Origin of the sequence: Rhodopseudomonas sp. BAL398, assembly GCF_033001325.1 — a bacterium.
Lineage (GTDB): Bacteria > Pseudomonadota > Alphaproteobacteria > Rhizobiales > Xanthobacteraceae > JARJEH01.
In genome coordinates this window covers 1,595,859-1,622,726 of the sequence record NZ_CP133111.1, presented here as the reverse complement: position 1 = coordinate 1,622,726, position 26,868 = coordinate 1,595,859, and the positions used below count along the sequence as shown (strand labels likewise).

At 65.0% G+C, this 26,868-nt stretch carries 24 protein-coding genes, 1 tRNA gene and 1 pseudogene; 17 read left to right on the top strand and 9 right to left on the bottom strand.

Translation table 11 applies throughout. The features are described 5' to 3' along the window. Positions 1–54: 54 nt before the first annotated feature. Positions 55–1,182, bottom strand: a complete 1,128-nt coding sequence (locus RBJ75_RS07790) for an S-(hydroxymethyl)glutathione dehydrogenase/class III alcohol dehydrogenase (RefSeq protein WP_317528855.1) — start codon at positions 1,180–1,182, stop codon at positions 55–57. A 101-nt stretch (positions 1,183–1,283) separates the two neighbouring features. Between RBJ75_RS07790 and RBJ75_RS07785 the strand changes: the two genes are divergently transcribed. Further along, entirely contained in the window at positions 1,284–2,159 is an 876-nt protein-coding gene (locus RBJ75_RS07785) for a DMT family transporter (RefSeq protein ID WP_044416221.1), read from the top strand. Positions 2,160–2,407: 248 nt separating this feature from the next. On the opposite strand, the gene RBJ75_RS07780 is transcribed toward RBJ75_RS07785, so the two are convergent. Together RBJ75_RS07780 and RBJ75_RS07775 are read right to left on the bottom strand one after the other, a co-directional pair. Then, the gene (locus RBJ75_RS07780) at positions 2,408–2,818 is read right to left on the bottom strand and encodes a hypothetical protein (RefSeq protein ID WP_160297970.1); all 411 of its coding nucleotides are present in this window, start codon (positions 2,816–2,818) and stop codon (positions 2,408–2,410) included. 94 nt (positions 2,819–2,912) lie between these two features. Then, positions 2,913–4,362, bottom strand: a pseudogene (locus RBJ75_RS07775) (cryptochrome/photolyase family protein). A 123-nt stretch (positions 4,363–4,485) separates the two neighbouring features. Between RBJ75_RS07775 and RBJ75_RS07770 the strand changes: the two are divergent. Continuing rightward, positions 4,486–4,887 (top strand): DUF2177 family protein, encoded by a 402-nt coding sequence (locus RBJ75_RS07770; protein WP_044416229.1) that lies wholly within the window; start codon positions 4,486–4,488, stop codon positions 4,885–4,887. A 323-nt stretch (positions 4,888–5,210) separates the two neighbouring features. Then, positions 5,211–5,792, top strand: a complete 582-nt coding sequence (locus RBJ75_RS07765; protein WP_044416225.1) for a hypothetical protein — start codon at positions 5,211–5,213, stop codon at positions 5,790–5,792. A gap of 62 nt (positions 5,793–5,854) precedes the next feature. Here the strand turns inward: RBJ75_RS07765 and RBJ75_RS07760 are convergent, their stop codons facing one another. Next, on the bottom strand, positions 5,855–7,135 hold the full coding sequence (locus RBJ75_RS07760) for a cytochrome-c peroxidase (RefSeq protein WP_234707510.1): 1,281 nt from the start codon (positions 7,133–7,135) through the stop codon (positions 5,855–5,857). Between the two features lie 135 nt (positions 7,136–7,270). Between RBJ75_RS07760 and RBJ75_RS07755 the strand changes: the two genes are divergently transcribed. The 4 genes from RBJ75_RS07755 to RBJ75_RS07740 all read left to right on the top strand — a co-directional run bounded on the left by RBJ75_RS07755 (position 7,271) and on the right by RBJ75_RS07740 (position 12,445). After that, positions 7,271–8,803: an acid phosphatase gene (locus RBJ75_RS07755; RefSeq protein ID WP_276156266.1), complete on the top strand. Its 1,533-nt coding sequence runs from the start codon at positions 7,271–7,273 to the stop codon at positions 8,801–8,803. Between the two features lie 440 nt (positions 8,804–9,243). Beyond that, on the top strand, positions 9,244–11,259 hold the full coding sequence (locus RBJ75_RS07750; RefSeq protein ID WP_044406735.1) for an acetyl/propionyl/methylcrotonyl-CoA carboxylase subunit alpha: 2,016 nt from the start codon (positions 9,244–9,246) through the stop codon (positions 11,257–11,259). A gap of 4 nt (positions 11,260–11,263) precedes the next feature. Beyond that, a complete protein-coding gene (locus tag RBJ75_RS07745) occupies positions 11,264–12,139 on the top strand; it encodes an oxaloacetate decarboxylase (protein ID WP_044406738.1) in 876 nt (291 codons plus the stop codon). Between the two features lie 6 nt (positions 12,140–12,145). Further along, positions 12,146–12,445: an acylphosphatase gene (locus tag RBJ75_RS07740; protein WP_044406741.1), complete on the top strand. Its 300-nt coding sequence runs from the start codon at positions 12,146–12,148 to the stop codon at positions 12,443–12,445. 10 nt (positions 12,446–12,455) lie between these two features. Here RBJ75_RS07740 and RBJ75_RS07735 read toward each other — a convergent pair whose 3' ends face one another. Both RBJ75_RS07735 and lipB read right to left on the bottom strand, forming a co-directional pair. Continuing rightward, positions 12,456–13,376, bottom strand: a complete 921-nt coding sequence (locus RBJ75_RS07735) for a PepSY domain-containing protein (protein ID WP_044406744.1) — start codon at positions 13,374–13,376, stop codon at positions 12,456–12,458. 77 nt (positions 13,377–13,453) lie between these two features. Next, complete coding sequence (lipB, locus tag RBJ75_RS07730) at positions 13,454–14,188, bottom strand: lipoyl(octanoyl) transferase LipB (RefSeq protein WP_044406747.1); 735 nt, start codon at positions 14,186–14,188, stop codon at positions 13,454–13,456. 64 nt (positions 14,189–14,252) lie between these two features. On the opposite strand from lipB, the gene RBJ75_RS07725 reads away from it, so the two are divergent. Then, positions 14,253–14,495, top strand: coding sequence for a FliM/FliN family flagellar motor switch protein (locus RBJ75_RS07725; protein WP_044406750.1), 243 nt, complete (start codon positions 14,253–14,255; stop codon positions 14,493–14,495). 80 nt (positions 14,496–14,575) lie between these two features. Beyond that, a tRNA-Leu gene (locus RBJ75_RS07720) sits at positions 14,576–14,660 on the top strand. Positions 14,661–14,746: 86 nt separating this feature from the next. On the opposite strand, the gene nikR is transcribed toward RBJ75_RS07720, so the two are convergent. Beyond that, positions 14,747–15,178: a nickel-responsive transcriptional regulator NikR gene (gene nikR, locus RBJ75_RS07715; RefSeq protein ID WP_234707326.1), complete on the bottom strand. Its 432-nt coding sequence runs from the start codon at positions 15,176–15,178 to the stop codon at positions 14,747–14,749. 636 nt (positions 15,179–15,814) lie between these two features. Here nikR and efeU point away from each other — a divergent pair. The 5 genes from efeU (at position 15,815) to RBJ75_RS07690 (ending at position 21,194) form a co-directional block, all read left to right on the top strand. After that, on the top strand, positions 15,815–16,684 hold the full coding sequence (gene efeU / locus RBJ75_RS07710; protein WP_044406754.1) for an iron uptake transporter permease EfeU: 870 nt from the start codon (positions 15,815–15,817) through the stop codon (positions 16,682–16,684). Next, on the top strand, positions 16,684–17,760 hold the full coding sequence (locus RBJ75_RS07705) for a cupredoxin domain-containing protein (protein WP_052628830.1): 1,077 nt from the start codon (positions 16,684–16,686) through the stop codon (positions 17,758–17,760). Before efeU ends, RBJ75_RS07705 begins: the two co-directional genes overlap by 1 nt. 13 nt (positions 17,761–17,773) lie before the next feature. Beyond that, a complete protein-coding gene (gene efeB / locus RBJ75_RS07700; protein WP_044406757.1) occupies positions 17,774–19,093 on the top strand; it encodes an iron uptake transporter deferrochelatase/peroxidase subunit in 1,320 nt (439 codons plus the stop codon). A 4-nt stretch (positions 19,094–19,097) separates the two neighbouring features. Further along, the gene (gene efeO / locus RBJ75_RS07695; protein WP_044406760.1) at positions 19,098–19,925 is read left to right on the top strand and encodes an iron uptake system protein EfeO; all 828 of its coding nucleotides are present in this window, start codon (positions 19,098–19,100) and stop codon (positions 19,923–19,925) included. Positions 19,926–20,819: 894 nt separating this feature from the next. Continuing rightward, positions 20,820–21,194, top strand: coding sequence for a hypothetical protein (locus RBJ75_RS07690; protein WP_044415337.1), 375 nt, complete (start codon positions 20,820–20,822; stop codon positions 21,192–21,194). A 16-nt stretch (positions 21,195–21,210) separates the two neighbouring features. Here the strand turns inward: RBJ75_RS07690 and RBJ75_RS07685 are convergent, their stop codons facing one another. Both RBJ75_RS07685 and RBJ75_RS07680 read right to left on the bottom strand, forming a co-directional pair. Continuing rightward, a complete protein-coding gene (locus RBJ75_RS07685; RefSeq protein ID WP_152647811.1) occupies positions 21,211–22,512 on the bottom strand; it encodes a polysaccharide deacetylase family protein in 1,302 nt (433 codons plus the stop codon). A gap of 127 nt (positions 22,513–22,639) precedes the next feature. Continuing rightward, positions 22,640–23,419, bottom strand: a complete 780-nt coding sequence (locus RBJ75_RS07680) for a polysaccharide deacetylase family protein (protein WP_044415335.1) — start codon at positions 23,417–23,419, stop codon at positions 22,640–22,642. 160 nt (positions 23,420–23,579) lie between these two features. Between RBJ75_RS07680 and mgtE the strand changes: the two genes are divergently transcribed. The 3 genes from mgtE to RBJ75_RS07665 all read left to right on the top strand — a co-directional run bounded on the left by mgtE (position 23,580) and on the right by RBJ75_RS07665 (position 26,855). Continuing rightward, entirely contained in the window at positions 23,580–25,001 is a 1,422-nt protein-coding gene (gene mgtE, locus RBJ75_RS07675; protein ID WP_044415333.1) for a magnesium transporter, read from the top strand. A gap of 167 nt (positions 25,002–25,168) precedes the next feature. After that, positions 25,169–25,987 (top strand): aldo/keto reductase, encoded by an 819-nt coding sequence (locus RBJ75_RS07670; RefSeq protein WP_276156592.1) that lies wholly within the window; start codon positions 25,169–25,171, stop codon positions 25,985–25,987. 73 nt (positions 25,988–26,060) lie between these two features. Then, complete coding sequence (locus RBJ75_RS07665; RefSeq protein WP_044417622.1) at positions 26,061–26,855, top strand: YdcF family protein; 795 nt, start codon at positions 26,061–26,063, stop codon at positions 26,853–26,855. Positions 26,856–26,868 lie beyond the last annotated feature (13 nt).

The window sequence follows — 26,868 nt, the reverse complement described above, 5'->3', positions numbered from 1 at the left end:
CTGGCGCGCCGCCTCACCATGAGGGTCTTTTCCAACCGGGCTGGCGCGGCAGCCTCAGAATGTCACCACGCCGCGGATCGATTCACCGCGCTTCATCAGGTCAAAGCCCTTGTTGATGTCGCTGAGCGGCATCACATGGGTGATCATCGGGTCGATCTGGATCTTGCCCTGCATATACCAGTCGACGATCTTGGGCACATCGGTGCGGCCGCGGGCGCCGCCGAAGGCCGAGCCCTTCCACACCCGGCCGGTCACCAGCTGGAACGGCCGGGTCGAGATCTCGGCGCCGGCCGGCGCCACCCCGATCACGATCGACTGGCCCCAGCCGCGATGGCAGGCTTCCAGCGCCTGCCGCATCACCGTGACATTGCCGGTGCAATCGAAGGTGTAATCGGCGCCGCCGATCTGGTCGGCGCCGGCCTTGGTCATGTCGATCAGGTGAGGCACCAGATCCTTGCCGATCTCTTTCGGATTGACGAAATGCGTCATGCCGAAGCGTTCGCCCCAGGGCTTGCGGTCATTGTTGATGTCGACGCCGATGATCATGTCGGCGCCGGCCAGCCGCAGCCCCTGCAGCACATTGAGCCCGATGCCGCCGAGCCCGAACACGATCGCCTTGGCGCCGACCTCGACCTTGGCGGTGTTGATGACGGCCCCGATTCCGGTGGTGACGCCGCAGCCGATGTAGCAGACCTTGTCGAACGGGGCGTCCTCGCGGATCTTGGCCACCGCGATTTCCGGCAGCACCGTGTAATTGGCGAAGGTCGAGGTGCCCATATAATGATGGATCGGCTTGCCGCCCATCGAGAACCGCGAGCTGCCGTCGGGCATCAGGCCCTGGCCCTGGGTGGAGCGGATCGCGGTGCACAGATTGGTCTTGCGCGACAGACAGGAGGGGCACTGCCGACATTCCGGCGTGTACAGCGGAATGACGTGATCGCCTTTCTTCACGCTGGTGACGCCCCGGCCGATATCAACCACCACGCCGGCGCCCTCATGGCCGAGAATCGCCGGGAACAGGCCTTCGGGATCGGCGCCCGACAGGGTGAACTCGTCTGTGTGGCAGATTCCGGTGGCCTTGATCTCGACCAGCACTTCGCCGTCGCGCGGGCCTTCGAGCTGCACGGTGGTGATTTCAAGCGGTTTGCCGGCGGCAATGGCGACAGCGGCGCGAACGTCCATGATGTTTCCTTGCTGGTGATTGGCGCCAAGTCGTGTCATTCGAGCGCGGCGCCGTATTTGCTCGTGGCCGGGCAACATACGATCAGGCATCCGGGGTGACAATGAATCGCAATGCAGAAAACTTTGCCACGCGCGCGGCGCCGGCGATCTTCGTGGTGCTGTGGAGCACCGGATTCGTCGGCACCAAATATGCGCTGAGCGGCGCCGAGCCGCTGACCTATTTGGCGATCCGGATGATCGTGGTGGTGGCGCTGATGGCGATCATCGCGGCGATCGCGCGGCCGCGCTGGCCGGGGCTGGCCGGTCTCGGCCACAGCGTCGTCGCCGGCATCCTGGTGCACGGCATCTATCTGGCCGGCACCGCGATCGCGATCGCGCATTCGATCCCCGCCGGACTATCGGCGCTGATCCCGGGATTGCAGCCGATCCTGACCTCGACCCTGGCGAACCGCTGGCTTGGCGAGCGGGTGACGCCGCGGCAATGGGCGGGGCTGCTGCTCGGGCTCGGCGGCGCGGTGATGATCGTGCACAACCGTTCGATCAGCGGCGACGCCGGCTGGGGCTGGCTGGCCTCGGGCTGCTCGCTGGTCAGCATCACCATCGGCACGCTGTACCAGAAGCGCTATTGCAGCGGCATCGACTGGCGCGCCGGCAATGTCGTGCAATATCTGGCGGCGCTGGCGTTCTTCGCGGCCGGGGCCTGGCTGTTCGAGACCCGGCAGGTGGACTGGACCACCGAGTTCGTTCTCTCGGTGATGTGGCTCGCGGTGGTGCTGTCAATCGGATCGATCGGGCTGTTGTACTGGCTGCTGCGCCGCCACGCGTCGAGCCATGTCGCCAGCCTGTTCTATCTGGTGCCGGCGGTGACCGCGGCGATGGCCTATGTGCTGTTCGACGAGAAACTCGATGCGATCTCGATCGCCGGAATGGTGACCTGCGCCGCCGCGGTGCTGCTCGTGCTCCGCGCGCGGGCCTAGAGGCTGACTTAAAGCAAAATCAGGCCTTCAAAGTTCGTCATTGCAAGGAGCACTTGCGACGAAGCAATCCAGTCCTTGTCTGTAGCCCCTGGATTGCTTCGCGGTCGGACGGCGCTGCGCGCCGTCCTCCGCTCGCAATGACGACATCGGGTTTTGTTGGCGTCATTTTCAGTCCGACTCCGAGGTCGGGGCAGCAAAAAGCCTCCAGAGATGATCTGGAGGCTCCCGCCTGCCGAAGGTCGGGCGCGTTAGCGCTTCGACTTCTTGGCCTTCTTCTTCGCCGTCGGCGCAACCTTCTTGGTGGCCTTCTTGGTGGCCTTCTTGGCGGACTTGGCGGCGGTTTTCTTGGCCGCCTTCTTGGTGGTCTTCGCCGGCTTGGCGGCCTTGACCGTTTTCTTGACCGATTTCTTGGCGGTCTTCGGCGCGGTCTTCTTGGTCGCCTTCTTGGCGGTCTTCACCGCCGACTTCTTGCCAGCGGCCTTCTTCGCCGCGACTTTCTTGGCCTTTTTCGCCGGGGCTTTCTTGGCCGTTTTCTTGGCCGGCGTCACTTTCTTGGCGGTCGTCTTCGTGGCCTTGGTGGCGGCCTTGCGGGCCTTCTTGGCCAGCTTCTTGGTTGCCTGCACCGCGTCGCTGATGACGTCGGTCATTTGATCAAGCATCGGCTTATCGTCGTCCATGGTATCCCCCTCAAAAGGTTAGTGACAAATAACGATAGCCGATTCGCGGATTTGGTGTTGACAAGCTGACGCTGAATCATCGGTTACGCACCGTGTCGTAGGCGTCCAATGCGCGCAGCCGTCCGACCTTGTGATCGACGATCGGGTGCGGGTAGTTGCCGCCAAGCGTGACGCCGGCGGCGGCGCATTCGAGCGGCGTGGCGGTCCATGGCTGGTGGATCAACCTGGTCGGCAGGCCGGCGATCTGAGGAACCCAGCGGCGGACATAGTCGCCGCCGGGATCGAACTTCTCGCCCTGCAGGATCGGATTGAACACCCGGAAATAGGGCGCGGCATCGGCGCCGCAGCCCGCGACCCATTGCCAGTTCGCCGGATTGCTGCCGGGATCGGCATCGACCAGCGTGTCCCAGAACCATTGTTCGCCGTGACGCCAGTCGATCAGCAGATGCTTGACCAGGAACGACGCCACCACCATCCGCACCCGGTTGTGCATCGTCCCGCTGTGCCCACAGCTGCCGCATTCCGGCGTCGACGATCGGATAGCCGGTGCGGCCGCGCTGCCAGGCAAGCAGCGCTTCGGCGTCATGCCTCCAAGGAAAGACGTCGAACGCCGGCTGCAAATTGCTCCGTGCCAGATCGGGCCGATCGAACAGCAGGTGTCGGCAGAACTCGCGCCAGCCCAGCTCGCTGAGAAATTTGTCGACATCGCCGGCGGTGGCCGGACGTTCGGCGGCGGCAAAGCGCGCGGCTTGCCAGACCTGACGCGGACTGATTTCGCCGAACCGCAGATGCGGCGACAGGCCCGAGGTGGCGTCGATATCCGGTCGGTCGCGCGCCGTCGCATAGTCCGACACGCCGGCAAGGAATTGGGCCAGCCGCGCCTGCGCGGCGGCTTCGCCCGGAATCCAGCTCGCACGCAAGCCGCCTGCCCAATCCGGCTGCGTCGGTTCCAGATGCCAGTCGGCTATCGCGTCGCCAGGCAGGCGAGGCGAGGGTGGCAGCGTCGCCGGTGCAGGCAGCGGCTTGGGCGGCGCGCCCTGCATTTGCACCCGCTTCCAGAACGGCGTGAACACCCGCAAGCCCCTGCCGTCCTTGGTGCGGATCTGGCTTGGCGCCACCAGCAGATCGCCGCGACAGCGATGCGCGGCGATCCCGAGATCGGCCAGCGCGATCGCCAGGTTGTCGGCCACGGCGCGATCCGCGGCGACCTCGCTTTCGTTCCAATACACCGCGGCGGCATCGATCTCGGAGGCGAGCGCCGCGATGACGGCGGCGGCCGGACCACGACGCAGTAACAATGAGCCGCCACCTGACGTCAGGCTGGCCTGCAGCGACTGCAGCGAGCGGGACAACCACCAGCGCGCCGCGCCGCCGAGCGGCCTGATCGCTGAACTGTCTTGATCCAGGACATAAAGGCAGACCAGCGGCGCCCCGGTCTGCGCCGCTGCGTGCAGCGCCGGGTGGTCGGACAGGCGCAAATCGTCGCGGAACCAGACGATCGATGGAGGAGCGGTGGCGTGGGGCATCAGGAGATTGTCATCCGAATTCGACCTTGTGGGTCAGCAATCTCCCGGCGAGGAGGATTGCAACCTTCAACAATTTGGAACGTATTGGAACTGGACGGAACCCAAATCACATTGGAGGGCGATTTGAAGCGCTACGGCATTCTCTATCTGGCAACTTTCATCATCCTAATTCCGCTGGATTTCCTGTTCCTGGGAACGATCGCCAAGAACTTCTTCAATTCACAGGTCGGCGACATGCTCGGCCAGGTCAGGCTGGCGCCGGCGATCCTATTCTATCTGCTCTATGTCGTCGGTATCGTCATCTTCGTTAACGGCTCGTCCGATGCGACCTGGCAATCGGCGTTGCTCTATGGCGCGCTGTTCGGGCTGTTCTGCTACGCGACATTCGAGCTGACCGCTTTGGCATTGTTGAAGCATTGGACCTGGCCGGTGGTGATGGTCGATATCTCCTGGGGCGCCTTTGCCACCGCCTTCTCCGCCTCACTGGGGTTGTTACTGGCGAACTGGATCTCAACCAAAATCTAGCGAGCGTGGCGCGATTGCGTTCAAATGAGGGAGGCCGGCGCCGGTGGCGCCGGCCTCTTTGTTGGCGTGTAGCAGGAGCCATCACAGCCTCGACGAATTTGCCGTTGCCTTGATGTCGCCGCGAGCGCGCCGCATCGCCGCCGAAGCAGGCTGCGATCACTCCGGCTGTGACGCAGGTCACCGAGATAATTTGGCAACCATGCGAGTAAATCTCACGGCCAATGCCGATTGCTTGGTACCAACGTTGAAGTCTTAACCACCCGTTTACGCCAGCATGGAAATGCTGGATTTGACCACAAAGTTCAAAGAGAAGAGCGAGACCCATGACTGCCGCCGCCCATGCCGAAGAGATCGGCATCATCGACCCCTCCCGGATCGCGGACCGCTTTACCGCTGCACAGGCCCTCGGCATTGTGCGCGACGGCGTGATCACCGGAGAAGGACCGACCACCCGGGGTCGCGTCCATTTCTCGCGAACGCTCGATGCCGCAGACGCTGCCTGGTGCGTGCAGATCCTGACCGCCGATGCGGTCGCGAACCAGCCGGTCAGCCGGGCCGAGGCCGAGGCGCTGTTCGAGATCAACGACGCCGCCGCCGAGCGGAAGGACGAGGGATCGTTCGACGATCTGTTCGCCAAGGCCATCGTCCACCACGCCGCCGCCGCATCCGGTCTGCCGGTGCCGTCGCGCAGCGTGGCGCTGTCGCCGGATGTCGCGATCGAGAGCTGGGCCCCAACCCAGGCGATCGGCGTCAATATCGAGGTGCTGGAGTGGATCGGCCGGCAGATGCGCAGCAACCGCCGCAACAACCTCGCTTTGATGCGATTGATCGCCGCCACCGTGATCGGCGCCGCGACGCTGCCGCTGGTGCAGCATCTGCCCAACGTGTTCGACCTCGGCATGTGAGCCCGGCGAAATTTTCCTGAATCGATAATGGCGGGGCCTGGCCCCGCCATTATTGTATCCAGCTATGGGCGATTGGCGACGGCCTTCGGCGGCGCATCACCCGGTTGCTGCCCAGCTGGCGCAGGCCGATAGCCATCGGTCAAAGTGCCGAGAAAGGCGACGATATCGTCGATCTCGGCCGATGACAGCGCCGGCGGATCGCCCGGCTTGCCGCCGAATGGCGGCTCCATATTGATGTTGCCGCGGTAGCGCGCCGGCAGATCGTCGAATTTGTCGATGCTGCCGTCGGCCCTGCGCGGATACCAGCGGCCCGGATCGGTGTCGCGGGTGGCGTAGAATTCGACCGCGTCGTGCAGGCTCTTGATCACGCCGTTGTGGAAAAAGGTTTTGCGCAGCGCGACGTTGCGCAGGGACGGCGCCCGGAACAGTCCGCAATAATCATCCCGGCCCTTGAAGTCCGCGCGCAGCGGGCCGCACAGGCCGAGATCGAAGAAGCCCGGATCGGCATTGGCGGCGATCGCGCGGTTGCGCGGCACGCCCAGCGCGATCATGCCGAAATCGGAGAATTGCGGCGCGCTGCCGTCGTCGGCGCGTTCGCTGCGGTGACAATTGCCGCAATTGCCCTTGGCCGGATCGTTGAACGCCGCGAGCCCGCGCGCTTCCTGGTCGGTCAGCCTGGCACGGCCGGCCAGATAGGCGTCGTATTTGCTGGAATACGGATAGAAGGTCGCGGCATTCTGCTGATACACCGCCAGCGCCTTCAGCGCGGCGGCAAAGGTCTGGTCCGGATCGTTGAAAATAGCGTCGCCGAAGATGGCCTTGATCTCGCCCGCATAGGCGGCCTTGCGCAAGGCCGCGGCGACGGTGGCGACGCTGCTATCCATCTCGAACGGCGCCAGCAGCGGAATCCGGGCCTGATCGCTGGCGTGGTCGACCCTTCCGTCCCAGGTCAGGCCGCCGGTCGGGCCATTGTCGATGCTGGCGTCGGCTTCGTCCTCGGATTCGTAATAGTGTTCGGAAAACTGCGGCACCGCTTGCAGATAAGTCAGCGCCGGGGTGGCGCGAAAGCCGGTTTGCCGCAAATCCTTGCCGCCGAATTGCATGGCGCGGTCATTGCCGGGGCCGAAGCCATGGGCCGGATCGTGGCAGCTGGAGCAGGCCAGTTGCCCGGACCTCGACAGCGCGCGATCGGCAAAGATCTTGGCGCCGAGCGCTTCCAGCGCCGCGGCCCTGGCAAAAGCCTGCGCCCGGGTGAGGCCGTCGGCTTCGGCGCGGGTCGCGCCGGTCAAGCCCAGCGCGGCCAGCACCACCAGGGAATACAAAAAGATGCCGGGTCTGATCATGGCAATAACCTGCCGTGCTTTCATGACAACGGTCTGACCGAAGTGCCGCGCAAGCCTGCCATGCCTTCATCCGACTGACATCGAAGCCAGTTTAGGATTGTTCCAATCAAGGCCATCCTTCGAGGAGCGATCCGAATGTCTCGTCCACTGCAATCCGTTGTTCTGTCAGCCGCGCTGGCGCTGCCGGCGGTCTGGGGCCAGCCGGCGACGGCACAGACATCCGGGATCAAAGCCATCGATACGGTGGTGGTGATCTACGCCGAGAACCGGTCCTTCGATAATCTCTACGGCTATTTCCCGGGCGCCAACGGCTTGCAGAACGTCACGCCCGATCAATACGTCCAGCTCGACCGCGACGGCACGCCGCTGAAAACCTTGCCGCCGGTCTGGAATGGTTTGACCGCCAAAGGCGTGACGCCGGTGGTGACCGAAGCGCAGACCGAGTTGATGCCAAACCGGCCGTTTGCGATCGACGATCCCAAAAGTCTGGCGACGCCGCTCGGGGTCGTGACCCACGATCTGTGGCATCTGTTTTTCCAGAACCAGATGCAGATCGATGGCGGCAAGAACGATAAATTCGCCGCCTATGCGGATGCCGGCGGGTTGGTGATGGGCCATTACGACGGCTCCAAACTGCCGCTGTGGAATATCGCCAGGGAATACGTGCTGGCCGATAATTTCTTTCAAGGCGCCTTTGGCGGCTCCTTCCTCAATCATTTTCAGCTGGTCTGCGCCTGCGTGCCGAAATACCCCGACGCCGACAAGAGTCCGGCCAAGGGGCTGATCGCCGCGGTCGAACCCGACGGCGTCTCGCTGACGCTGGCGGCGAATTCGCCGAAATCGGCGATGGATGGAATTCCGAAATTCGTCAATAACGGTCAGATCTCGCCGGATTTCTATGCCGTCAACACGATGCAGCCGCCGTATCAGCCGAGCAACAACAAGCCGGCCAAGGACGGCGATCCGCGCTTCGCCGATCCGGCCGCGCCGAACACGCTGCCGCCGCAGCACGAGACGACGATCGGTGAATTGCTGAGCCAGAAGGGCGTGAGCTGGGCGTGGTACGCCGGCGCCTGGCAGGCGACGCTCGACGGCAACCGCGGCAAGCCGGTGCCGAACTTCCAGTTTCACCACCAGCCGTTCAATTTCTTCGACACTTATGCGCCCGGCACCTCGGCGCGGGCCGAGCATCTCCGGGATGGCGGCATGAATGGCGAGGTCCTGATCAAGGACATCGACGCCGGCAAGCTGCCGGCGGTCACATTCTACAAGCCGCAAGGCAATCTCAACGAACACCCCGGCTACACCGATGTGCAGTCCGGCGACGCCCATATCGCCGACATCATTGCCCATCTGCAAAAGAGCCCGCAATGGGACCACATGCTGGTCGTCGTCACCTATGACGAAAACGGCGGCTTCTGGGATCACGTCGCGCCGCCCAAGGCCGATCGTTGGGGGCCGGGTTCGCGGATTCCGACCCTGATCGTGTCGCCTTTGGCCAAGAAGGGCGCCGTGGACCACACATTCTACGACACCACATCGATTCTGCGGTTCATCACCAAGCGGTTTGAACTTCCGGTGCTGCCCGGCCTCGTGGCCCGGGACGCGGCCCTCAAAGCCCACGGCCAGCCGCCTTTGGGCGATTTGACCGCGGCCTTGGCGCCGTAACCGTTCAATTCAGGCGCCGGGCAAGCGGGTGCTTGGTCCATCGGCCGCCTCTGGCTGACATTGCCGGGGCGCGCGCCGCGCCTTTCCGCCGGATCGGCCGAACCCGCCAATCCAGATTCGGGAACATTGGCGCTGTTGCGCCCACCGCTGGTAATGCCGGGCGCGGTGCAGCTTGCTTCATCCGTCCAAACCGGGCGGGAATGGGGTTTCGAGGCGTTATTCTGGGCGAAAGCAGCAGAGCTGCGTCCCGCCGCTGTAGGCTGCCGGCCGGATGACGGCGGCGCTTGCGCAGTGCGGCTGCGGGGGAACAAAGGCGAATGGGGGCCCCCCTGCGCAATATCTAGTTTTCCTCAGCGTCAGAATTGTTACAAGCAGTCGCGCTCCCAGATTGCCGTCCCGACCGGGAGGGCTGCCCACCCCAAGGTTGCAAGCAAAAGCACATGTTCAAACGCATTCTGATCGCCAACCGCGGCGAGATCGCCTGCCGGGTCATCAAAACCGCCCGGCGCATGGGAATCGAGACCGTCGCCGTCTATTCCGAGGCCGATCGTGACGCGCTGCACGTCGAAATGGCCGACGAGGCGGTGCTGATCGGGCCACCGGCGGCGTCCGAGAGCTATCTGGTGATGGAGAAGATCATCGAGGCCTGCCGCCAGACCGGCGCCGAGGCGGTGCATCCTGGCTATGGCTTCCTGTCGGAGCGCGAATCCTTTCCGCGCGCGCTCGAGGCCGCCGGCATCGTCTTCATCGGCCCCAATCCAGGCGCGATCGCCGCGATGGGCGACAAGATCGAATCCAAGAAGGCCGCCGCCAAGGCCAATGTGTCCACCGTGCCGGGCCATCTCGGCGTGATCCGCGACACCGCCCACGCGGTCCAGATCGCCGACGAGATCGGCTATCCGGTGATGATCAAGGCCTCCGCCGGCGGCGGCGGCAAGGGGATGCGGATCGCGCATTCGACCTCCGAGGTCGCCGAGGGATTCGACCTGGCCACCGCGGAAGCCAAATCCTCATTCGGCGACGACCGGGTGTTCATCGAGAAATTCATCGTCGACCCGCGCCACATCGAGATCCAGGTGCTGGGCGACAAGCATGGCAATGTGATTTATCTCGGCGAGCGCGAATGTTCGATCCAGCGCCGCAACCAGAAGGTGATCGAGGAGGCGCCGTCGCCGCTGCTCGACGAGGCCACCCGCCGCAAGATGGGCGAGCAAGCGGTGGCGCTGGCCAAGGCGGTCCAATACGATTCCGCCGGCACCGTCGAATTCGTCGCCGGCCAGGACAAGAGCTTCTTCTTCCTGGAGATGAACACAAGGCTGCAAGTCGAGCATCCGGTGACCGAAATGATCACCGGCATTGACCTCGTCGAGCAGATGATCAGGGTCGCGGCGGGTGAAAAGCTCGCGATCGCTCAGAAGGATGTCACGCTGACCGGCTGGGCGGTGGAATCCCGGGTCTATGCCGAGGATCCGTTCCGCAATTTCATGCCCTCGATCGGCCGGCTGGTGAAGTATCGCCCGCCGGCGGAGAGCAATTCCGACGGCATCACCGTGCGCAATGATACCGGCGTGCAGGAGGGCGGCGAGATCGCGATCTATTACGATCCGATGATCGCCAAGCTGGTCACCCATGGACCATCGCGCGCCGCCGCCATCGAGGCCCAGGCGCATGCGCTGGACTCGTTTTATATCGACGGCATCCGCCACAATATTCCGTTCCTGTCGGCGCTGATGACGCATCCGCGCTGGCGCGAGGGCGATCTGTCGACCGGCTTCATCGCCGAGGAATTTCCGCAGGGCTTTGCGGCGCGGGTGCCGGAAGGCGACATCGCGCGCCGGATCGCCGCGGTCGGCGCGGCGATCGACCGGGTGATCGGCGAGCGCAAGCGCAAAATCTCGGGCCAGATGATCGGCCGCGCGGTAATCCGCGAACGCCGCCGCTCGGTCTGGCTGGAGCGCAGCGAAGTTCCGCTCGATATCATCCGCGAGGGCGAGGATTTCGTGGTGCGCTTTGTCGGCCCCGATGGCGCCCTGGGACAGCCGCATCTATTGTCGTCGCCGTGGATTCCGGGCGATCCGGTTTGGCAGGGCACCGTCGACGGCTATGCCATCGCGGTGCAGGTCCGGCCGATTCCGAACGGCGTGCGGCTGGCGCATCAGGGCTACGAGGTCGCGGTCAATGTCTTCACCGAGCGCGAGGCCTCCTCGGCGCGCTGGATGCTGGTCGGCAACAAGGCCGACACCGGCAAGAAGGTGCTGTGCCCGATGCCGGGTCTGGTGGTGTCGATCGCGGTCGCCGAAGGCCAGGAGATCAAGGCCGGCGAGACGCTGGCGGTGGTCGAGGCGATGAAGATGCAGAACGTGCTGCGGGCCGAACGCGACGGCGTGGTGAAGAAGATCCACGCCACCGCCGGCGCGACGCTGGCGGTCGACGCCGTCATCCTCGAATTCGCCTGAGCCGGTGGCCTGGCGTCACCGCCGCGCCGCGCTGCGCACGGTCCTGTCGGGATCGCGCTGCGTGCGGCCGGCTTCGGTCTATGACGCGATCTCGATCCGGATCGCCGACGATCTGGGTTTCGAACTCGGCATGTTCGGCGGCTCGGTGGCCTCATTGGCGATCCTTGGCGATCCCGATATCGCGCTGATCACCCTGACCGAACTGGCCGAACAGATTCGGCGGATGACGCGCGCGGCGGCCTTGCCGGTGCTGGTCGATGCCGATCACGGCTATGGCAACGCGCTCAATGTCCGACGCACCGTGCAGGAGCTGGAGGCCGCAGGCGCCGCCGGACTGACCATCGAGGATACGCTGCTGCCGCAGGCCTTCGGCGAAGCCGCAGCGCAATTGGTGTCGCCGCAGGAGGGGCTCGGCAAGATCAAGGCGGCGCTCGATGCGCGGATCGATCCGACACTGGTGATCGTCGGCCGCACCGGCGCGCTGACGATCAGCACGCTCGACGACGCGATCGAACGCGCCGTGGCCTATCAGGAGGCCGGCGTCGACGCGCTGTTCTTCACCGGGGTCAAAACCCGCGGCCAACTCGACACCATCGCCGCCGCGACGACGCTGCCGATCGTGCTCGGCGGGCCGTCCGATGAGGTCACCGACTGGGACTATCTGGCGAGCCGGCGGGTGCGGATCGCGGTGCAGGGCCATGCCCCGATTGCGGCCGCCACCGAGGCGGTGTTCGCGACGCTGACGGCGATCCGCGACGGCGCGGGGCCGAAGGAATTATCGGGCTTGGCCTCGGCCGAACTGATGGAACGGGTGTCCCGCGCCGCCATTGTCAAAGAGCGCGGCGGGCAATTTCTCGGGCTCAAGACACAAGCGGACTGACAGTCCATGAATGATGTGGTTCGTCAGGTGACGATCAAAGGCCGGGTGCAGGGCGTCGGCTATCGCGCCTGGCTGGCGCATAGCGCCGTTGCCGATGGCCTTGCCGGCTGGGTGCGCAATCGCCGCGACGGCAGCGTCGAGGCGGTATTGGCCGGGCCGGCCAAGGCCGTCGACGCCATGGTGGCGAAATGCCGGCGCGGACCGTCGGCGGCGCGGGTGACCGATGTCGTCGATGAAGCCGCTGGCCCCGACGCGCTCGATCTGCGCGCGCCGGGTGAGCGGTTCTCGGTGCTGCCGACGCTGTGAAGGCGGCGGATCAGTGCGCCATTGCGGATGACGACGCCCGCACCGGCCGACGGCGCAGCTTGCGCCTTGCCCAGATCCACAGTCCGGTGGTGATCAGCAGCAGCAGCGCAATCGACGTGACCACATTGAGCAGCGCCGGAACGGTGCTGGCCCAGTTGCCCTCGTGAAGCAGGCGTGGCCAGTTGCGCGCGGTCGGCTGCAGCCCGTCGCCGGTCACCGCGAACACCCGCATCTCGCCGCCGTCGTCGAGCCGCGCCAGCATGACGCCGCCGCGTGGCCGGATCCAGCTCAGCCGCGACAGGTCATAGGCCGCGCCGACGATACGAACCGCTTCGGTGATCGGGATCGGTGCGGTGCCGGCAACCGGCCGCGGTAGCGGCGCGGAAAAGCTGACGCCGAGCGCGATCAACAGGCCGGTGAGGGGGCTGAGGATCAGCAGCGGCAGCAAGAACCAGGCGGTGCCCTTGTGCCAGCCGGACAGCGAATTGGTCAGCCGCGGCAGGCCCATCAGAATGCCGAGCAGGATCAGGCCGAGCATCGCGACCGTCGAGACCGTGACCAGCCAGCCGAAGCCGCCGATCAGGTGCTCGTGCAGACGCCGGGAGGACATCAGGAATTGGGCGAGGGCGCCGGGAGACTCGATACGCTCATTGCTGGCCAGATCGACATGGACCAGCCCGTCGCTGCGCCGGGCGCCACCGATCGAGGCCGTGCCGTCATAGGCCCGCACCATCAGCATCCGGGCGTTGCCCTGCGGATCGTGCTTGGCGAGCACGGCATTGAGCGTGTCGGCGGTGACGATTCCCGGCTCGGCGCCGGTCACGATCGGCTCGACCGACAGGATCAACCCGGTGACGATCAGCACCGCGAGCGGGATAGACAGCACCAGCGTGATCCAGCGGTGCAGTCGCAATAGCCACATCTTCAACATCGGTTCGGTCCTTCGCTGCCTGTTGCATTTGCGGCAGGTATGAACCGATCAACCTGACAATCGACTGACGGAAACTCTCAGCTGATGCCGCTTACCGCATTCAAAGCCTGGTCGGTGGCGCCGAACACCTCGTTAAAGGCGGCGTGGAGGGCGACGTCGAGATCGGCCATGGTGACCGGGAGCCCGAGATCGACCAGGCTGGTGACGCCGTAGCGCGGGTCGGTGACGCCGCAGGGCACGATCGCCTTAAAGTGGCTGAGGTCGGGCTCGACATTGATGGCGATGCCGTGAAACGTCACCCAGCGCCGCAGCCGGACCCCTATGGCGGCGATCTTGTCCTCATAGCCGTCGCCCTTGTCGGGCCGCGCCACCCAGACCCCGACCCGGTCCTCGCGACGCTCGCCGCGCACATTGAATGCCGCCAGGGTCTGGATGATCCATTGCTCGAGCGCGGCCACATAGGCGCGCACGTCGGGACGGCGCCGTTTCAGGTCGAGCATCACATAGGCGATGCGCTGGCCGGGGCCGTGATAGGTCAATTGCCCGCCGCGTCCGGCAGTAAACAGTGGAAAACGTGGGTCGAGCAGATCGCTCGCCTGACCGCTGGTGCCCGAGGTGTAGAGCGGCGGGTGTTCCAGCAGCCAGACCTGTTCGGGCGCGGTGCCGGCCGCGATCGCCGCCACCCAGGCTTCCATCGCCGCCACCGCCGCCAGATAGGGCACCGGCGAATCGGCAATCTGCCAATCCACACCGGCGGCGCCGGCGACCGGCAGGAAGCCCTGCAAATCGAGCGTTTGCCGGGCATTAATCATTGGCTAACCATAATGTGGTGTTGTGGAACACAGCAATTCCGCCAGTTTGTGAGTATGGGTCGCAGTGCCAACACTCGATAAAGTCTCCGTCGATCTGATGGTGGTCCTCGGGACCGCGTCAATGCCCATCCATCAGGTGCTGCGGCTCAGCCGCGGCGCGATCATCGAACTGGACGCCACCGAGGCCGACGAGGTCAAGATCCTCGCCAATAATATGCCGGTGGCCAGCGGCATGGTGCTGGTCGATCGCAATCGGATCGCGGTCGAGGTCAAACAGATGTTGCCGCGATCGCCGGATCATCGATAAGCGGCCTTGTCCCTTCATCATTGATTTGTTAAATGGGCGCCGTTGGTCCGGTCAGGGCAGGCCCCTGAACCCGATCCTTAGCGCTCGTGGCGGAATTGGTAGACGCGCTGCCTTGAGGTGGCAGTGAGTAAAATCGTGGGGGTTCGAGTCCCTCCGAGCGCACCACACCCAAGCCTAATCCATTGAAACTGCGCCTGTTCCTGTTCATCGACGGGATTGGCCGCTGTCCTGTCGATGCGCTCGCTGCCCGATCAGGTCTTCGGGCTGGTGCGGACGTGCGGAGCGGCCGTCGCGGTTTCGCTGCTGTGGTCATGGTGACGATGGCCGTGATGGCCATGGCTGGGCGCCGCCACCGTGACGTCGACCGGGACCACATTGAGCCGGCCGTGGCGAACGCCGGTCTGGGCCATCAGGGTGTCGGCGAGTTCTCGCACCGCGATCGTCGGTCCTTCCATCATCGACACTTCCAGGCAGTTCTCATGGTCGAGGTGGACATGCATGGTCGAGCGGACCAGATCGTGATGGGCGTGCTGGATCTCGGCGATCGGCCGCGCCAGTTCGCGTTCGGGGTGGTTGCAGACATCGCTCAGGGAGGCGACGCAGAGCAGCGCCTTGTCTTCCGACAGCCGGTCTTCCTGCAAGCGGTCGTGCAGCACGTCGCGGACCGCCTCGGATCGGTTCACGTAACCCTGCGGCGAATGAACTGATCGAACTGGTCCAGCAGATTGTCGTCGAGGGAAATCCCGACTCGCTCCATGCGTCGCTCGTCGGATGAGAATACGCTTAGGACTAGCATGGCTGGCGCCGGGGCAGGGCCGAATTGCTGCGCGATCGGAGCGCCCGGCCGCGAGGCTTCGGCGAGATAGCGATTCAAATCGCGGCGCGATGCCGACCTTCGATCGCGCGCAAGTGTTGCGATTTGATAAGGCGGCGCGACGACTCTCCACGCGTCCTGTGACGGTCTTAGAATAGAGCGATTATAATCTATGGAATTAGAATTCATCCAAGCCGCGCAATCTCATTGACGCGCATTTTGTCCTCGATTACCTCCGCAGCTGCGCATGCATCGCAACAGCATGATCGCGCCGGTTCGAGACCATGCAATACATCCTCACGGGCATCGGCCCTACACTGTGGACGGCCATCGAGGCTGTCGCGCTCTGGTGCGATGTGATTGCACAAGGTCTCTCGCGTAGCACGTCGGAGTTGGTACCCGTCGGACAGCGACCGCGCTGGCGCAAACCGATGCTGACACGTTGCGCTGTTGCCGGGCCGTTCGTGGAAACCCGCCATTTTATGCAACTCACCTCGGATCTCTGATGCTGGTGCCTTTTCTCATCATGCTGCGCGAAGGCGTCGAGGCGGCGCTAATCGTCGGGATCGTCGCCGGCTATCTGCGGCAGACCGGGCGTGGCGCGGCGATGCACCTGGTGTGGCTCGGCGTCGCGGCAGCGGTGCTGCTGAGCCTCGCGTTCGGGATCGCGCTGGAATTGATGTCGGCGGAATTGCCGCAGAAATTACAGGAACTGTTCGAGGCCGGCGTCGGGCTCTTCGCGGTGGTGGTGCTGACCGCGATGGTGTTCTGGATGCGGCGGGCGGCGCGTTCGATCAAGGCGGAGTTGCACGACAGCATCGATCATGCGCTGGCGGGCGACGGCCGACAAAGCCTGGCGCTGGTGGCGCTGGCATTTTTCGCGGTCGCCCGCGAAGGCCTGGAATCCGTGCTGTTTCTGCTCGCCGCCTTCCAGCAGCGCGATGAAGTCGGCATTGAAGCGCTGGCGGGCGCGGTGCTGGGTCTCGCGGTTGCGGTCGGCATCGGCATGGCGATCTATCGCGGCGGTCGCCGGCTCAACCTTGCGCGGTTCTTCCGCTGGACCGGGGTGCTGATCCTGTTCGTCGCCGCCGGTCTGCTCGCGGGCGCGGTGCGCTCGCTGCACGAGGCGGGCCTGTGGAACGGCTTGCAGGCGATTGCCTTCGATCTGTCCGCCGCGCTGCCAAAAGACGGTGTGCTCGGCACGCTGCTGTCGGGGCTGTTCGGCTATCACGACACGCCCGCGATCGGCGAGGTGCTGGCCTATTTCCTCTTCCTGATCCCTGCGCTGGTGCTGTTCCTGCGCGGCGGCCGCCCGGCGGTCGTGCCGCAATCCGCAGGCGCGGCTTCATCGCAATCGATTTCCGAGGTGAGCTGATGTCGTTGAAAGCCAAACCCGGACGGCGCGCGGCGGCTGCACCGCTTTGCGTTCTGCTGCTTGCCGGCGCGACGCCGGGTGTCGCGGCGGAGACACCGTTCGGCCCGGTCGCCGTCGTGGTCACCGCCAAGGCCTGCGAGCCCAACGAGCTCAAGGTGCCGGCCGGCCTCGTCGTCTTCCAGATCACCAATCGCTCCAGCCGCGCGCTGGAATGGGAAATCCTGAAGGGGGTGATGGTGATCGACGAGCGCGAGAACATCGCGCCGGGCTTTCGCCAGAAGATGACCACGCGGCTCGAGCCCGGCGAATACGAGATCACTTGCGGGCTGCTCGACAATCCGCGCGGACGGCTGACCGTGGTCAATGCCGCCGGCACCACCGCCGCCAATGTGCAGAAGCCCAGCGCGACCGATCTGATCGGCCCGGTGGCGGAATATCGGGTGTGGCTGGCGGGCGAACTGAGCAGCCTCGACGCCGCGGCGGCTGCGCTCGCCGCGGCCGTCGCGGCGGGCGATGTTGCCGCCGTCGGAGCGCGCTGGAGTGAGGTTCGGGGAGGGCTGCTGCAATTGGCGCCGATTGCGCCCTTGATCGAGGCCGAGACCCGGGCCGTCGCGGCCGATCTTGTGGCGATCGGTCCTGCAATCGTCGACGGCGGCACGCTCGGGAGACTGGCGCCGGCGAGCGCGACGTTGCGCACCGACGTCGCCGCCTTCCGCCGCGCGGCGCGCGCATTGACGCCGGCGCCGGACCGGTTGATTGCCGGCGCGGCTGCCGCGGCGAAGGCCCTGGCCGAAATCCTCGGCGGCACGGCACCGGTCGATCTTGCCGAAGCCGACGCCCGGCTGCGCGGCGCGGTCCGGGTCGTCGAGTTGTTCGGCCCGCTGACGGAGCGGGCCGACAGCGCCGCCGCCGCCGAGCTGAATGCCGCCGCCGCGAGCTTGCGCCAGGCATTGACGAAAGCGGGTGAGGCGCCTCGCGGTGCCGCGCTCGGCGACGACGATCGCCGCGTCATGGTTCGGGCGGCAGATGATTTCGCCCGCTGCAGCGCGCGCCTGCCGGCGATCTTGGGGCTGTGACGAGGAGTTTGCCATGAAAGATCGTCATCACAATTCCGCCGGTTCGCGCAGCGACGCGCCGTCGTCGCCGCAGCGCCGCGGCCTGCTTGTCGGATTGGCCGCGGGTAGCCTCGGTCTGCTGCCGTCGGGGACGCAAGCGGCGCCTGCGGCGGCGCCGTCGCTGGCGATCCCGTTTTACGGTCCGCATCAGGCCGGGATCACCACGCCGCAACCCTATGCGGGCCTGGTCGCCGCCTTCGATGTGCTTGCGGAGAACCGCGAGGAATTGCGCCAGCTGTTCATCACGCTGACCGCCCGCGCGGAATTTCTGATGCATGGCGGCACGCCGCCCCAACTCGACGCGGCCTTGCCGCCGGCCGACAGCGGCGTCCTCGGCCCCATCATCAAGCCGGAACACCTCACCGTCACGGTCGCGGTCGGCGCTTCGTTGTTCGACGGCCGGTTCGGCCTCGCGGCGCTGCGGCCGAACCAACTGGTCGAAATGGAGGATTTCCCCAACGACGCGCTGAATGCGGATCTGTGCCACGGCGACCTGATGATCCAGTTCTGCGCCGAAACCCCCGAAGAGGTGATCCACGCGCTGCGCGACGTCGTCAAGGCGACGCCGGACCTGCTCGCGATCAAATGGAAGCAGGAGGGATTCGCCGCCACCCATGGCGCGCGCAGCGGTCCGATCGGCACCGGACGCAATCTGCTCGGCTTCAAGGACGGCACCGCCAATGCCGATGTCCGCGACGACAAACTCATGAACGCCTATGTCTGGGTGCAGCCGGATGCCGGCGAGCCGGCCTGGAGCGTCGGCGGCAGCTATCAGGTGGTGCGGCTGGTGCGCAATTTCGTCGAGCGCTGGGATCGCACGCCGCTCAGCGAGCAGGAGGCGATCTTCGGACGCGCGCGCAATTCCGGCGCGCCGCTCGGCAAGGCCGACGAATTCGACGACCCCGGTTATCCGGCCGATCCGAAGGGCGAGAAAGTCCCGCTCGATTCGCATATCCGTCTCGCCAATCCGCGTACCCCGGAGGCGACGGCGCGACTGATCCGACGCGGCTTCAACTATTCGAACGGCGTCAGCAAATCGGGCCAGCTCGACATGGGCCTGCTGTTCGTCGCTTTCCAGTCGGATCTGGCGCTCGGCTTCATCGGCACCCAGAACCGGCTGAACGGCGAACCGCTCGAGGAATACATCAAGCCATTCGGCGGCGGCTACTACTTCGTGCTGCCCGGCGTGGCCGCGCCCGGCGGCCATCTCGGCCAGCGGCTGTTCGCCGATGCCGCATCTCTACCTGCTCCCTCCCCACGGGCGCCGGCTCAGGCGGCGTCGAAGAAAGGCTGACACCATGAAGCGACTGAAGCTGCTATCGATCGTGACCGCCGGCGTTGCCGCCGCGACCTTCGCCCATGCGGCGTCGAAGGTGGCGCCGGGCGAACTGGTGTTGCCGATCTCCGAATACAAGATCTGGGTCGGCGAGGAGGTCGAAGCGCTGGTCAGCAAATCCAAGGCCTTCACCGACGCGGTCCGGGCCGGCGATCTCGCCAAGGCGCAGGCGCTGTATGCGCCGGCGCGGGTCTACTACGAGCGGATCGAACCGATCGCCGAATTGTTCTCCGATCTCGACAAGGCGATCGACGTTCGTGCCGACGACTTCGCCAAGAAGGAGGCCGATCCGAAGTTCACTGGCTTTCATCGCATCGAATACGGCCTGTTCGCCAAGAAGTCGGTCGATGGCCTGGCCCCGCTGGCCGACAAGCTGGATTCCGACATCAAGGAGTTGCAGAGCCGCATCAAGGGGCTGACCGTGCCGCCGGAGAAGGTGGTCGGCGGCGCCGCGGCGCTGCTGGAGGAAGTCGCCAAGACCAAGATTTCCGGCGAAGAGGATCGCTACAGCCGCACCGACCTGTGGGATTTCAACGCCAATGTCGAGGGCGCCAAGAAGATTCACACTCTGCTGCGGTCGCTGACCGAGAAGGCCAACCCCAAGCTGGTGACCCGGATCGACGCCAACTTCACCAAGGTCGAAGCCGTGCTCGCCAAATACGCGCTGCCGGGCGGAGGCTACAAGAGCTACGACGAATTGACCAAGAAGGACCGCAACGCGGTGCGCGGTCCGGTCACGGCGCTCGCCGAGGATCTTTCCAGACTGCGTGGCGAACTCGGGTTGAAGTAACGCCCCGCGACCGCAGGCACGACAAAGCGTCCTGCGGTCGCAGCCAGGGCGATCGCGGACGGCTTGGCGGTGGACCACGGTCCGGGAGCCGGCGTCTGCCGAACGCATGTTCTGGTTGATCGACACGGCGTGAACCTGGAGGGCGGCAGATCTCCCGCTGGGGGCCTCGTGACCGTCGGCACGGCGTTCGCCATCGCAGGCATCGGCAGCCGCTGGAGCGTTTTCGAGCGAAGTGGGTACCGGTTCGCGTAAAGAAAACGCGTCAAAATAAGAATCTAGAGCTCCGGTTCTGATCTATCAGAACCGGAGCTCTAGATGCGCCGGAAGAGATTCCGGGCGGCAGTCCTGGGCGCGACGTTACTCGTCGCCCCCTTGGTGCAGGTTCCGATCGGACCATCGAGCGGCCCTCTGGGACGGCTGTCGACGCTGGACACGGCGGCTCCTGTCGATTTTCGCAGCTTTCCCAGACTGCCTTGACGGAAGGACCGGGCGGGGAACCGCTCGGCCTTTGGCCCGCGACCGGCGTCCCAGCGTCCCAGCGGCCCAGGGACGGTCGCCAACACCTCAATTCGTCACCGCATCGGGGCATGTGGCACTCCGAAATTCGATCGGCATCGAAGCTGAAATTACCGTTAAGTCCGCCGGATCGGGACCTATATATTTGCGGGGCTCGGATAGGCTATTGCCGCGGCGCTCGGATCGGCTATTGAAATCTCAACGAATGCGACCACCCTCCGAGCGTACCAGAGTGGGTTTTGGACCGACCGCACGGCGTATCCGGCAAGTCAGCGGGGACTGCGAGCGAATTCCCAGCCGCCGGGGCGGCATTGCATCTCTCTGTAACCTTCAGGCGTTATCGCAGAGCCCTCGACCTGCACGATCGGAATCGGCTCCATGAAATTTCTAAGCTACCTCAATCGCTTCATCTCCAACTTCGCGTTCCTGGCGCTGGCCTATTACAGCTTGAACCTGATGGAGAAATATCAGCAGCGCTTCATCCTCGCGGTGTTGATTCTGGTGTATTGCGCGCTTCACGCCGTCACCGCGTTCCGGTCATTCTATTTCTACCATCGGATCGAGCGGCTGGAGCACGAAACCCGCCGGGTCGCCAGCTTGCTGGAATCGGGGCCGAGCGAGATCGCCGCCCGCAGGCTCATCATCAACGACGTCGCCGGTCTGCGGCGCGGCGCCGAGATGTGCGCCTATATGGATCTGATGTTTCTGACGCTGATCGTGGTGATCTGCGTCGCCAAGATCGTGAGCGATTAAGCGGCGCGGGCGCGAATCAGCGCCCGATGGCCGGGCCGGGCTGCAACCGGGAAGTGGCGATCGGCGCGCTGCCCGCGATCGATCGAGCGGACGCGCCGACCTCGATCGACAGCGGCTTGGAGCTGGCTTCGACGCGCGGGCGGGCACGCCGGGCGGCATGACGCTTCAGCCGCATCATCGCCGTGACGGCAGGTGGGTGGCGCTCGGGCAGACTGAACACGCTGGCCGCCGGCACCGGAAGCATGACGAGATCGTCCGAGGTTTCGACCCGCGACTGCCGCGGCCATGGCGCCGATTCCGGCATCGGCACTTCGCTGCCTGTCATTCGCCGCGAATGACCGACGATCGGCAGCAGCAAGAGCCGACCCTCATGTAGATCGGACTGAGTGAAGGCGGGACCCGGCATGGTCTCGGCACTGGCGAACACGAATGCCGGAATTTTCGGCCAGCGCGCCATCGCGACGTTCGGCGAAACCGGGTGAAGCTGCCATTGCTGCGGATCGGTCGGCGTTTTCGGCAGCTGGGGTGTCGCCGGCACCACATGGACGATCTTGTAGCCCCGCGCTTTCAGCTCATGCAGGATCTTCGGCAACGCGCCGACGGTCCTGGCCTGGATGTCGTGCAGCAGCAGGACTCCTTTTCCCTTGGCCTCGATGCGGCTGATCGCCAGCTGGTAGACCTGTTCCGACGAAATATGCCGCCAGTCGTCGGCTGGAAAATCGGCACTCCAGGTCTGGATTCCCTGCGAGGCGAGATAGTCCTCGACGGCGTGGGCGCGCAGCAAACCGGGTATCCGGAAGAACGGCGCCACCGCGGCGGGGTCGCCAAGCGCCGCCGTGACCGAGGCGATGCCGTCGTCGACTTCCTTCTTGGCTTGCTCGACCGTCATTCGGTTGAAGCTGAGCGGATGATTCTGGCTATGGGTGCCGATGGTGTGCCCAGCCGCGCGCAGCTTGCGGACGCCGTCCGGATAGACATTGGCCATCCGGCCGATGACGAAGAAGGTGGCCTTGACGCATTGGGCGGCAAGGATGTCGAGCACCTTGTTGCTGTTGTGCGGCAGCGGGCCGTCGTCGAAGGTCAGCACCACCTCATGGTCTTTGAGCGGCAGCGTTTCGCCATATTGCATGGTGCCGATCCGCGGATGTTCGCGCGGGTCCACGACCAAGGTGCGCGACGTGCCGATCGCATCGGGATGGCCAGGGCAATCGCCGGCCAGAACCGGCTGCGGCAAGACCGCAGAAACGCCGGCAACGACGAAACCGAGAGCGATCGTCAGAAAACGCGTCCTCATTCGGATAGTTCGATCACCCAACATCACGCCATCGCCCATCAAATTCTACCTATCGTCAAAATCTAGATCCCGACCATGAACGTCCCATTAACCAATGCCCGCCCCGGTGCCTGATTTCGGCAAGGCAGCGTTGGCAATTTCTGGCTGCTCGCTAGGGGGAGACGTCGGAACTGGCCGCCAGCGTCGACGGCACGACCTGGACCACGTGGTAGTGGTTTTCGCGCAGATAGCGCAGGAAGGCCGGCATCATCGCCACGGTCTGCGCCCTTGGATCGTGAAACAGGATAATTCCCTTGCCGACCTTGTTGAGCCGGTCGGTCACCAGCTTAAGTTCCTGCTCCGGCGTCATCGGCTCCCAGTCACTGGCCCACAGGTCGGCGCCGAACACCACGATGCCCCGCGATTGCAACAGGTCGAGCAAGGCGGGCGTCGATTCGAAATAGGGAAAGCGAAAGAACGGCGTGGTCGGCCGGGTCGATGTCCGCCCATGCAGTGCCATCTCGTCGGCGGCGATGCCGCGGTCGATCTCGTCGATCGCCTCGCTGGGCTTGATGTGGGCGAGGTTGCGGTGGGTCCAGGTGTGGTGTCCGATCGTATGACCTTCGGCGGCGATCCGCCGGACCAAAGCGGGGTGTTCGGAGGCCGGCCTGCCGACCAGAAAGAACGTGGCGCGCACACACTCATTGGCCAGTGCGGTCAGCACCTGCGGCGTCCTGCCCGGCGTCGGCCCGTCATCGAAGGTCAGCACCACCTCGTGGTCCTTGAGCGGCAGCGTCTGGGGAAAGCTCTTCAATCCCACGCGGGGATATGTTGCGGCATCGACAGCGAGTGTACGGGAGGTGCCGAGCGTGCCCGGCCGGGGGCAATCCGCAGCCTGGGCCGTGGTCGCGAAGGCCATCAGGCCGATAATAACCACCCTTGACACAATCATGACGTACTCATGTGACGGCCTGCGAATGAAGGCCATACAAATATCATTGCACATTGTGTCGCCGATTGGGTATTGCCTGATGCGTTCGATCCGCGATCGGATGGCGACTTCTTTCCATTTTGCGTAAGGCCCGCAACCCATCCAACCAGCGAGGTGCGGCATGGCCGATGACGTCGATACGGCCCTGCGTGCCGGTGATACCGCGCTCGATCACATGCCGATGCGCGATGATGATGGCGATATCAGGCCCGAATTCATTGCGGCGATCGAGCGCGCGATCGCGTCGCCTGACGCCACTTTCCTGCGCGACATCGTTAGTGAACTGCACGAAGCCGACCTCGGCGACCTGATCGAGGCGTTGGAACCGGACGAGCGCGTTCGTCTGGTGGAACTGAGCGGCGCCTATTTCGACTTTGCGGCGTTGAACGAAGTCGACATCGCCGTCCGCGACGAGATGCTTGAGGAACTCGAGCCCGAGACCGTCGCCGACGGCGTCCGAGAACTGGATTCCGACGACGCCGTCGAATTGCTCGAAGGCCTCGACGACGACGAGCAGGCGAAGATTCTCGACAAATTGCCGCCGTCGGATCGCGCCGCGCTGGCGCGTCGGCTGGAATATCCGGAGAACTCCGCGGGCCGGCGGATGCAGACCGAGATCATCTCGGTGGGCCTGGACTGGACGGTGGGGCAGACCATCGACTTCATGCGCGACACGCCGGAGCTGCCGGACCGGTTCTACGAAATCTATGTGGTCAATGCCGCCCGGCAATGGCAGGGCGCGGTGCCGCTCGACGTGCTGCTGCGGGCGCGCCGCCCGGTGCTGATGGCCGATCTGATCGACGAGGATCGCCGCAAGGTCTCGGTGCTCGACGATCAGGAAGAGGTGGCGCGGCTGTTCGGCAAGTACAATCTGGTCGCCGCGCCGGTGCTCGATACCGGCAACCGGCTGGTCGGCGTCATCACCATCGATGACGTGGTCGACGTCATCGAGGAGGAGGCCGACGAGGACCTCAAGGCGCTGGGCGGCGTGACCAGCGACGAAGAGCTGTCGGACGACGTCTGGACCATTGCCCGGGCGCGCTTCAACTGGCTGCTGGTGAATCTCGCCACCGCCTTTCTGGCGTCCTCGGTGCTGGGTCTGTTCTCCGGCGAGTTGCAACAAATGGTGGCGCTGGCGGTGTTGGCGCCGATCGTGGCCAGCCAGGGCGGCAACGCCGCCACCCAGACCATGACGGTGGCGGTGCGGGCGCTGGCGACCCGCCAGCTGCATTCCGGCAATGCGTTCCGGGTGGTGATGCGTGAGGGCCTGGTCGGCCTCGTCAACGGCATCGCCTTTGCGCTGCTGACCGGTGTCGCCGCGGTCGCCTGGTTCAAGATTCCGGGGCTCGGCGTGGTGATCGGCTTGGCGATGATGTGCAATCTGGTCGCCGGGGCGCTGGGCGGCATCCTGATTCCGATGGTGCTGGAGCGGGTGCGGGCCGATCCCGCGGTGGCCTCGGGAACCTTCGTCACCACAATCACCGACGTGGTCGGCTTTTTCTCGTTCCTCGGCATCGCGACCTTGTGGTTCGGGCTGAAATAGCCGGCCTGCCGGCGCCGCGGCGACAGCCGATGCCGTCGAAATCGGGCGTTTGGACAGGATTCGGAAACCGTTCTTCCAGATCGGCCCGTCATCCGCTGGCCGTACGGCCGGCCAAGCGATAGACTTGCTGGGGCATTGCTCCGCATGCTGATCGAAAGACCAACAAGATGCAGTTCGTTGAAGCGCAAGGCGCGAAAATCCCTGCCATCGGGCTCGGGACCTGGGAGCTCAGCGGCAACGAATGCGCGCGCGTCGTCGAGCAGGCACTCCGGCTCGGCTATCGCCATATCGACACCGCGCAGATCTACGACAATGAGCGTGAGGTCGGCGAGGGCGTGCGCGCCTCCCATGTCCGGCGCAGCGATCTGTTCGTCACCACCAAGGTGTGGACCACCCATTTCGGTCCCAACGACCTGATCCGCTCCACCAAGGAGAGCCTGGTGAAACTCCGGCTGTCCGAGATCGACCTGTTGTTGCTGCACTGGCCGAACCCGCAGGTGCCGCTGGAGGAGACGCTGGGCGCGCTGGCGCATGCCAAAGAGCTCGGGATGACCCGGCATATCGGAGTGTCGAACTTCACCGTGGCGCTGCTGGCGCAGGCGGTCGCGGCCTGTCCGGCGCCGCTGGTCTGCAACCAGATCGAATATCATCCGTTCCTCGACCAGACCAAGGTGCTGGCAGCCTGCGCCGAGCATGGCATCGCGGTGGTGGCCTACAGCCCGATCGCCAAGGGGCAGGCCAAGAGCGCCGAGATCCTGGCGCGGATCGGCGCGACACACGGCAAGTCAGCCGCCCAGGTCTCGCTGCGCTGGCTGGTCCAGCAGAATGTCGTGGCGATCCCGCGGACGTCGAAAATCGAGCGGCTGTCGCAGAACATCGACGTGTTCGACTTCGAATTGAGCGACAGCGAGATGGCCGAGATTTTCGCGATGGGCAGCGCCAATCGCCGGCTGACCAATGTGATGCACGCGCCGGAATGGGATTGAGCCCGGCAGAATGACCCGGCCTGCAAAGCTCGCGTCCTGCGGGGATGATGCGCGCCAACCTGCAGGTTGATCGATGTTCTTCATCATCTCAAAGATCCTTGGCTTTTTCCTCCATCCGTCCAACGCGATCGCGGTGATCTGCGCCGCAGGCGCGGTGCTGCTGCTGAGCCGGTGGCGCCGCGCGGGCATTCGCACCGTGGTCACGGGAATCGTATTGCTGCTGCTGTTCGGCTATTCGCCGCTGGGCCGGGTCCTGATGCTGACCTTGTCGGAGCGCTTCCCGGCCTGGCAATCCGATGGCCGCGCCCCCGACGGGATCATCGTGCTCGGCGGTTCGATCGACTCCGACGCCACCGCCGCGCGCCATTCGCTGGAGCTGGATTCCTCCGCCGAACGCATCGTCGCGATGCTGGAATTGGCGCGGCGCTTTCCGCAGGCGCGGATCGTGTTCAGCGGCGGCAGTGGTAATCTGATCGAGCCGTCGCTGGCCGAAGCCCCGATCGCCGGCCAGGAGTTGCAGCGTTTCGGGGTGGCGCCGGATCGTATCGTGCTTGAGACCAGGTCGCGGACCACCGCCGAAAATGCCGGGTTCACCCGCCAATTGGTGTCGCCGAAACCGGGCGAGCGCTGGCTGCTGATCACGTCGGCATTTCATATGCCGCGTGCGGTCGGCGCATTCCGTGCCGTCGGCTTTGCGGTCGAGGCCTACCCGGTGGATTGGCGCAGCCGCGGCTGGATCGATGCGACGCAGCCGTTCGACAGGTTGAGTTCCGGGCTGGCGCGGACCGATGTCGCCATCCACGAATGGGCCGGCCTGATCGCCTATTGGCTGAGCGGCAGGACCAGCGCGCTGCTGCCCGGCCCGTAACGGTCGCGGCCTT

Excerpts from the sequence above, each read along its gene's own strand:
- RBJ75_RS07735 (WP_044406744.1), bottom strand. The coding sequence starts at position 13,376 with ATGTTGAAGATGTGGCTATTGCGACTGCACCGCTGGATCACGCTGGTG.
- RBJ75_RS07755 (WP_276156266.1), top strand. The coding sequence starts at position 7,271 with ATGTCTCGTCCACTGCAATCCGTTGTTCTGTCAGCCGCGCTGGCGCTG.
- RBJ75_RS07760 (WP_234707510.1), bottom strand. The coding sequence starts at position 7,135 with ATGATCAGACCCGGCATCTTTTTGTATTCCCTGGTGGTGCTGGCCGCG.
- RBJ75_RS07705 (WP_052628830.1), top strand. The coding sequence starts at position 16,684 with ATGTCGTTGAAAGCCAAACCCGGACGGCGCGCGGCGGCTGCACCGCTT.
- RBJ75_RS07790 (WP_317528855.1), bottom strand. The coding sequence starts at position 1,182 with ATGGACGTTCGCGCCGCTGTCGCCATTGCCGCCGGCAAACCGCTTGAA.
- RBJ75_RS07670 (WP_276156592.1), top strand. The coding sequence starts at position 25,169 with ATGCAGTTCGTTGAAGCGCAAGGCGCGAAAATCCCTGCCATCGGGCTC.
- efeU (WP_044406754.1), top strand. The coding sequence starts at position 15,815 with ATGCTGGTGCCTTTTCTCATCATGCTGCGCGAAGGCGTCGAGGCGGCG.
- RBJ75_RS07740 (WP_044406741.1), top strand. The coding sequence starts at position 12,146 with ATGAATGATGTGGTTCGTCAGGTGACGATCAAAGGCCGGGTGCAGGGC.
- RBJ75_RS07685 (WP_152647811.1), bottom strand. The coding sequence starts at position 22,512 with ATGTTGGGTGATCGAACTATCCGAATGAGGACGCGTTTTCTGACGATC.
- mgtE (WP_044415333.1), top strand. The coding sequence starts at position 23,580 with ATGGCCGATGACGTCGATACGGCCCTGCGTGCCGGTGATACCGCGCTC.
- RBJ75_RS07680 (WP_044415335.1), bottom strand. The coding sequence starts at position 23,419 with ATGATTGTGTCAAGGGTGGTTATTATCGGCCTGATGGCCTTCGCGACC.
- lipB (WP_044406747.1), bottom strand. The coding sequence starts at position 14,188 with ATGATTAATGCCCGGCAAACGCTCGATTTGCAGGGCTTCCTGCCGGTC.
- RBJ75_RS07765 (WP_044416225.1), top strand. The coding sequence starts at position 5,211 with ATGACTGCCGCCGCCCATGCCGAAGAGATCGGCATCATCGACCCCTCC.
- efeB (WP_044406757.1), top strand. The coding sequence starts at position 17,774 with ATGAAAGATCGTCATCACAATTCCGCCGGTTCGCGCAGCGACGCGCCG.
- RBJ75_RS07665 (WP_044417622.1), top strand. The coding sequence starts at position 26,061 with ATGTTCTTCATCATCTCAAAGATCCTTGGCTTTTTCCTCCATCCGTCC.
- RBJ75_RS07690 (WP_044415337.1), top strand. The coding sequence starts at position 20,820 with ATGAAATTTCTAAGCTACCTCAATCGCTTCATCTCCAACTTCGCGTTC.
- RBJ75_RS07750 (WP_044406735.1), top strand. The coding sequence starts at position 9,244 with ATGTTCAAACGCATTCTGATCGCCAACCGCGGCGAGATCGCCTGCCGG.
- efeO (WP_044406760.1), top strand. The coding sequence starts at position 19,098 with ATGAAGCGACTGAAGCTGCTATCGATCGTGACCGCCGGCGTTGCCGCC.
- RBJ75_RS07785 (WP_044416221.1), top strand. The coding sequence starts at position 1,284 with ATGAATCGCAATGCAGAAAACTTTGCCACGCGCGCGGCGCCGGCGATC.
- RBJ75_RS07780 (WP_160297970.1), bottom strand. The coding sequence starts at position 2,818 with ATGCTTGATCAAATGACCGACGTCATCAGCGACGCGGTGCAGGCAACC.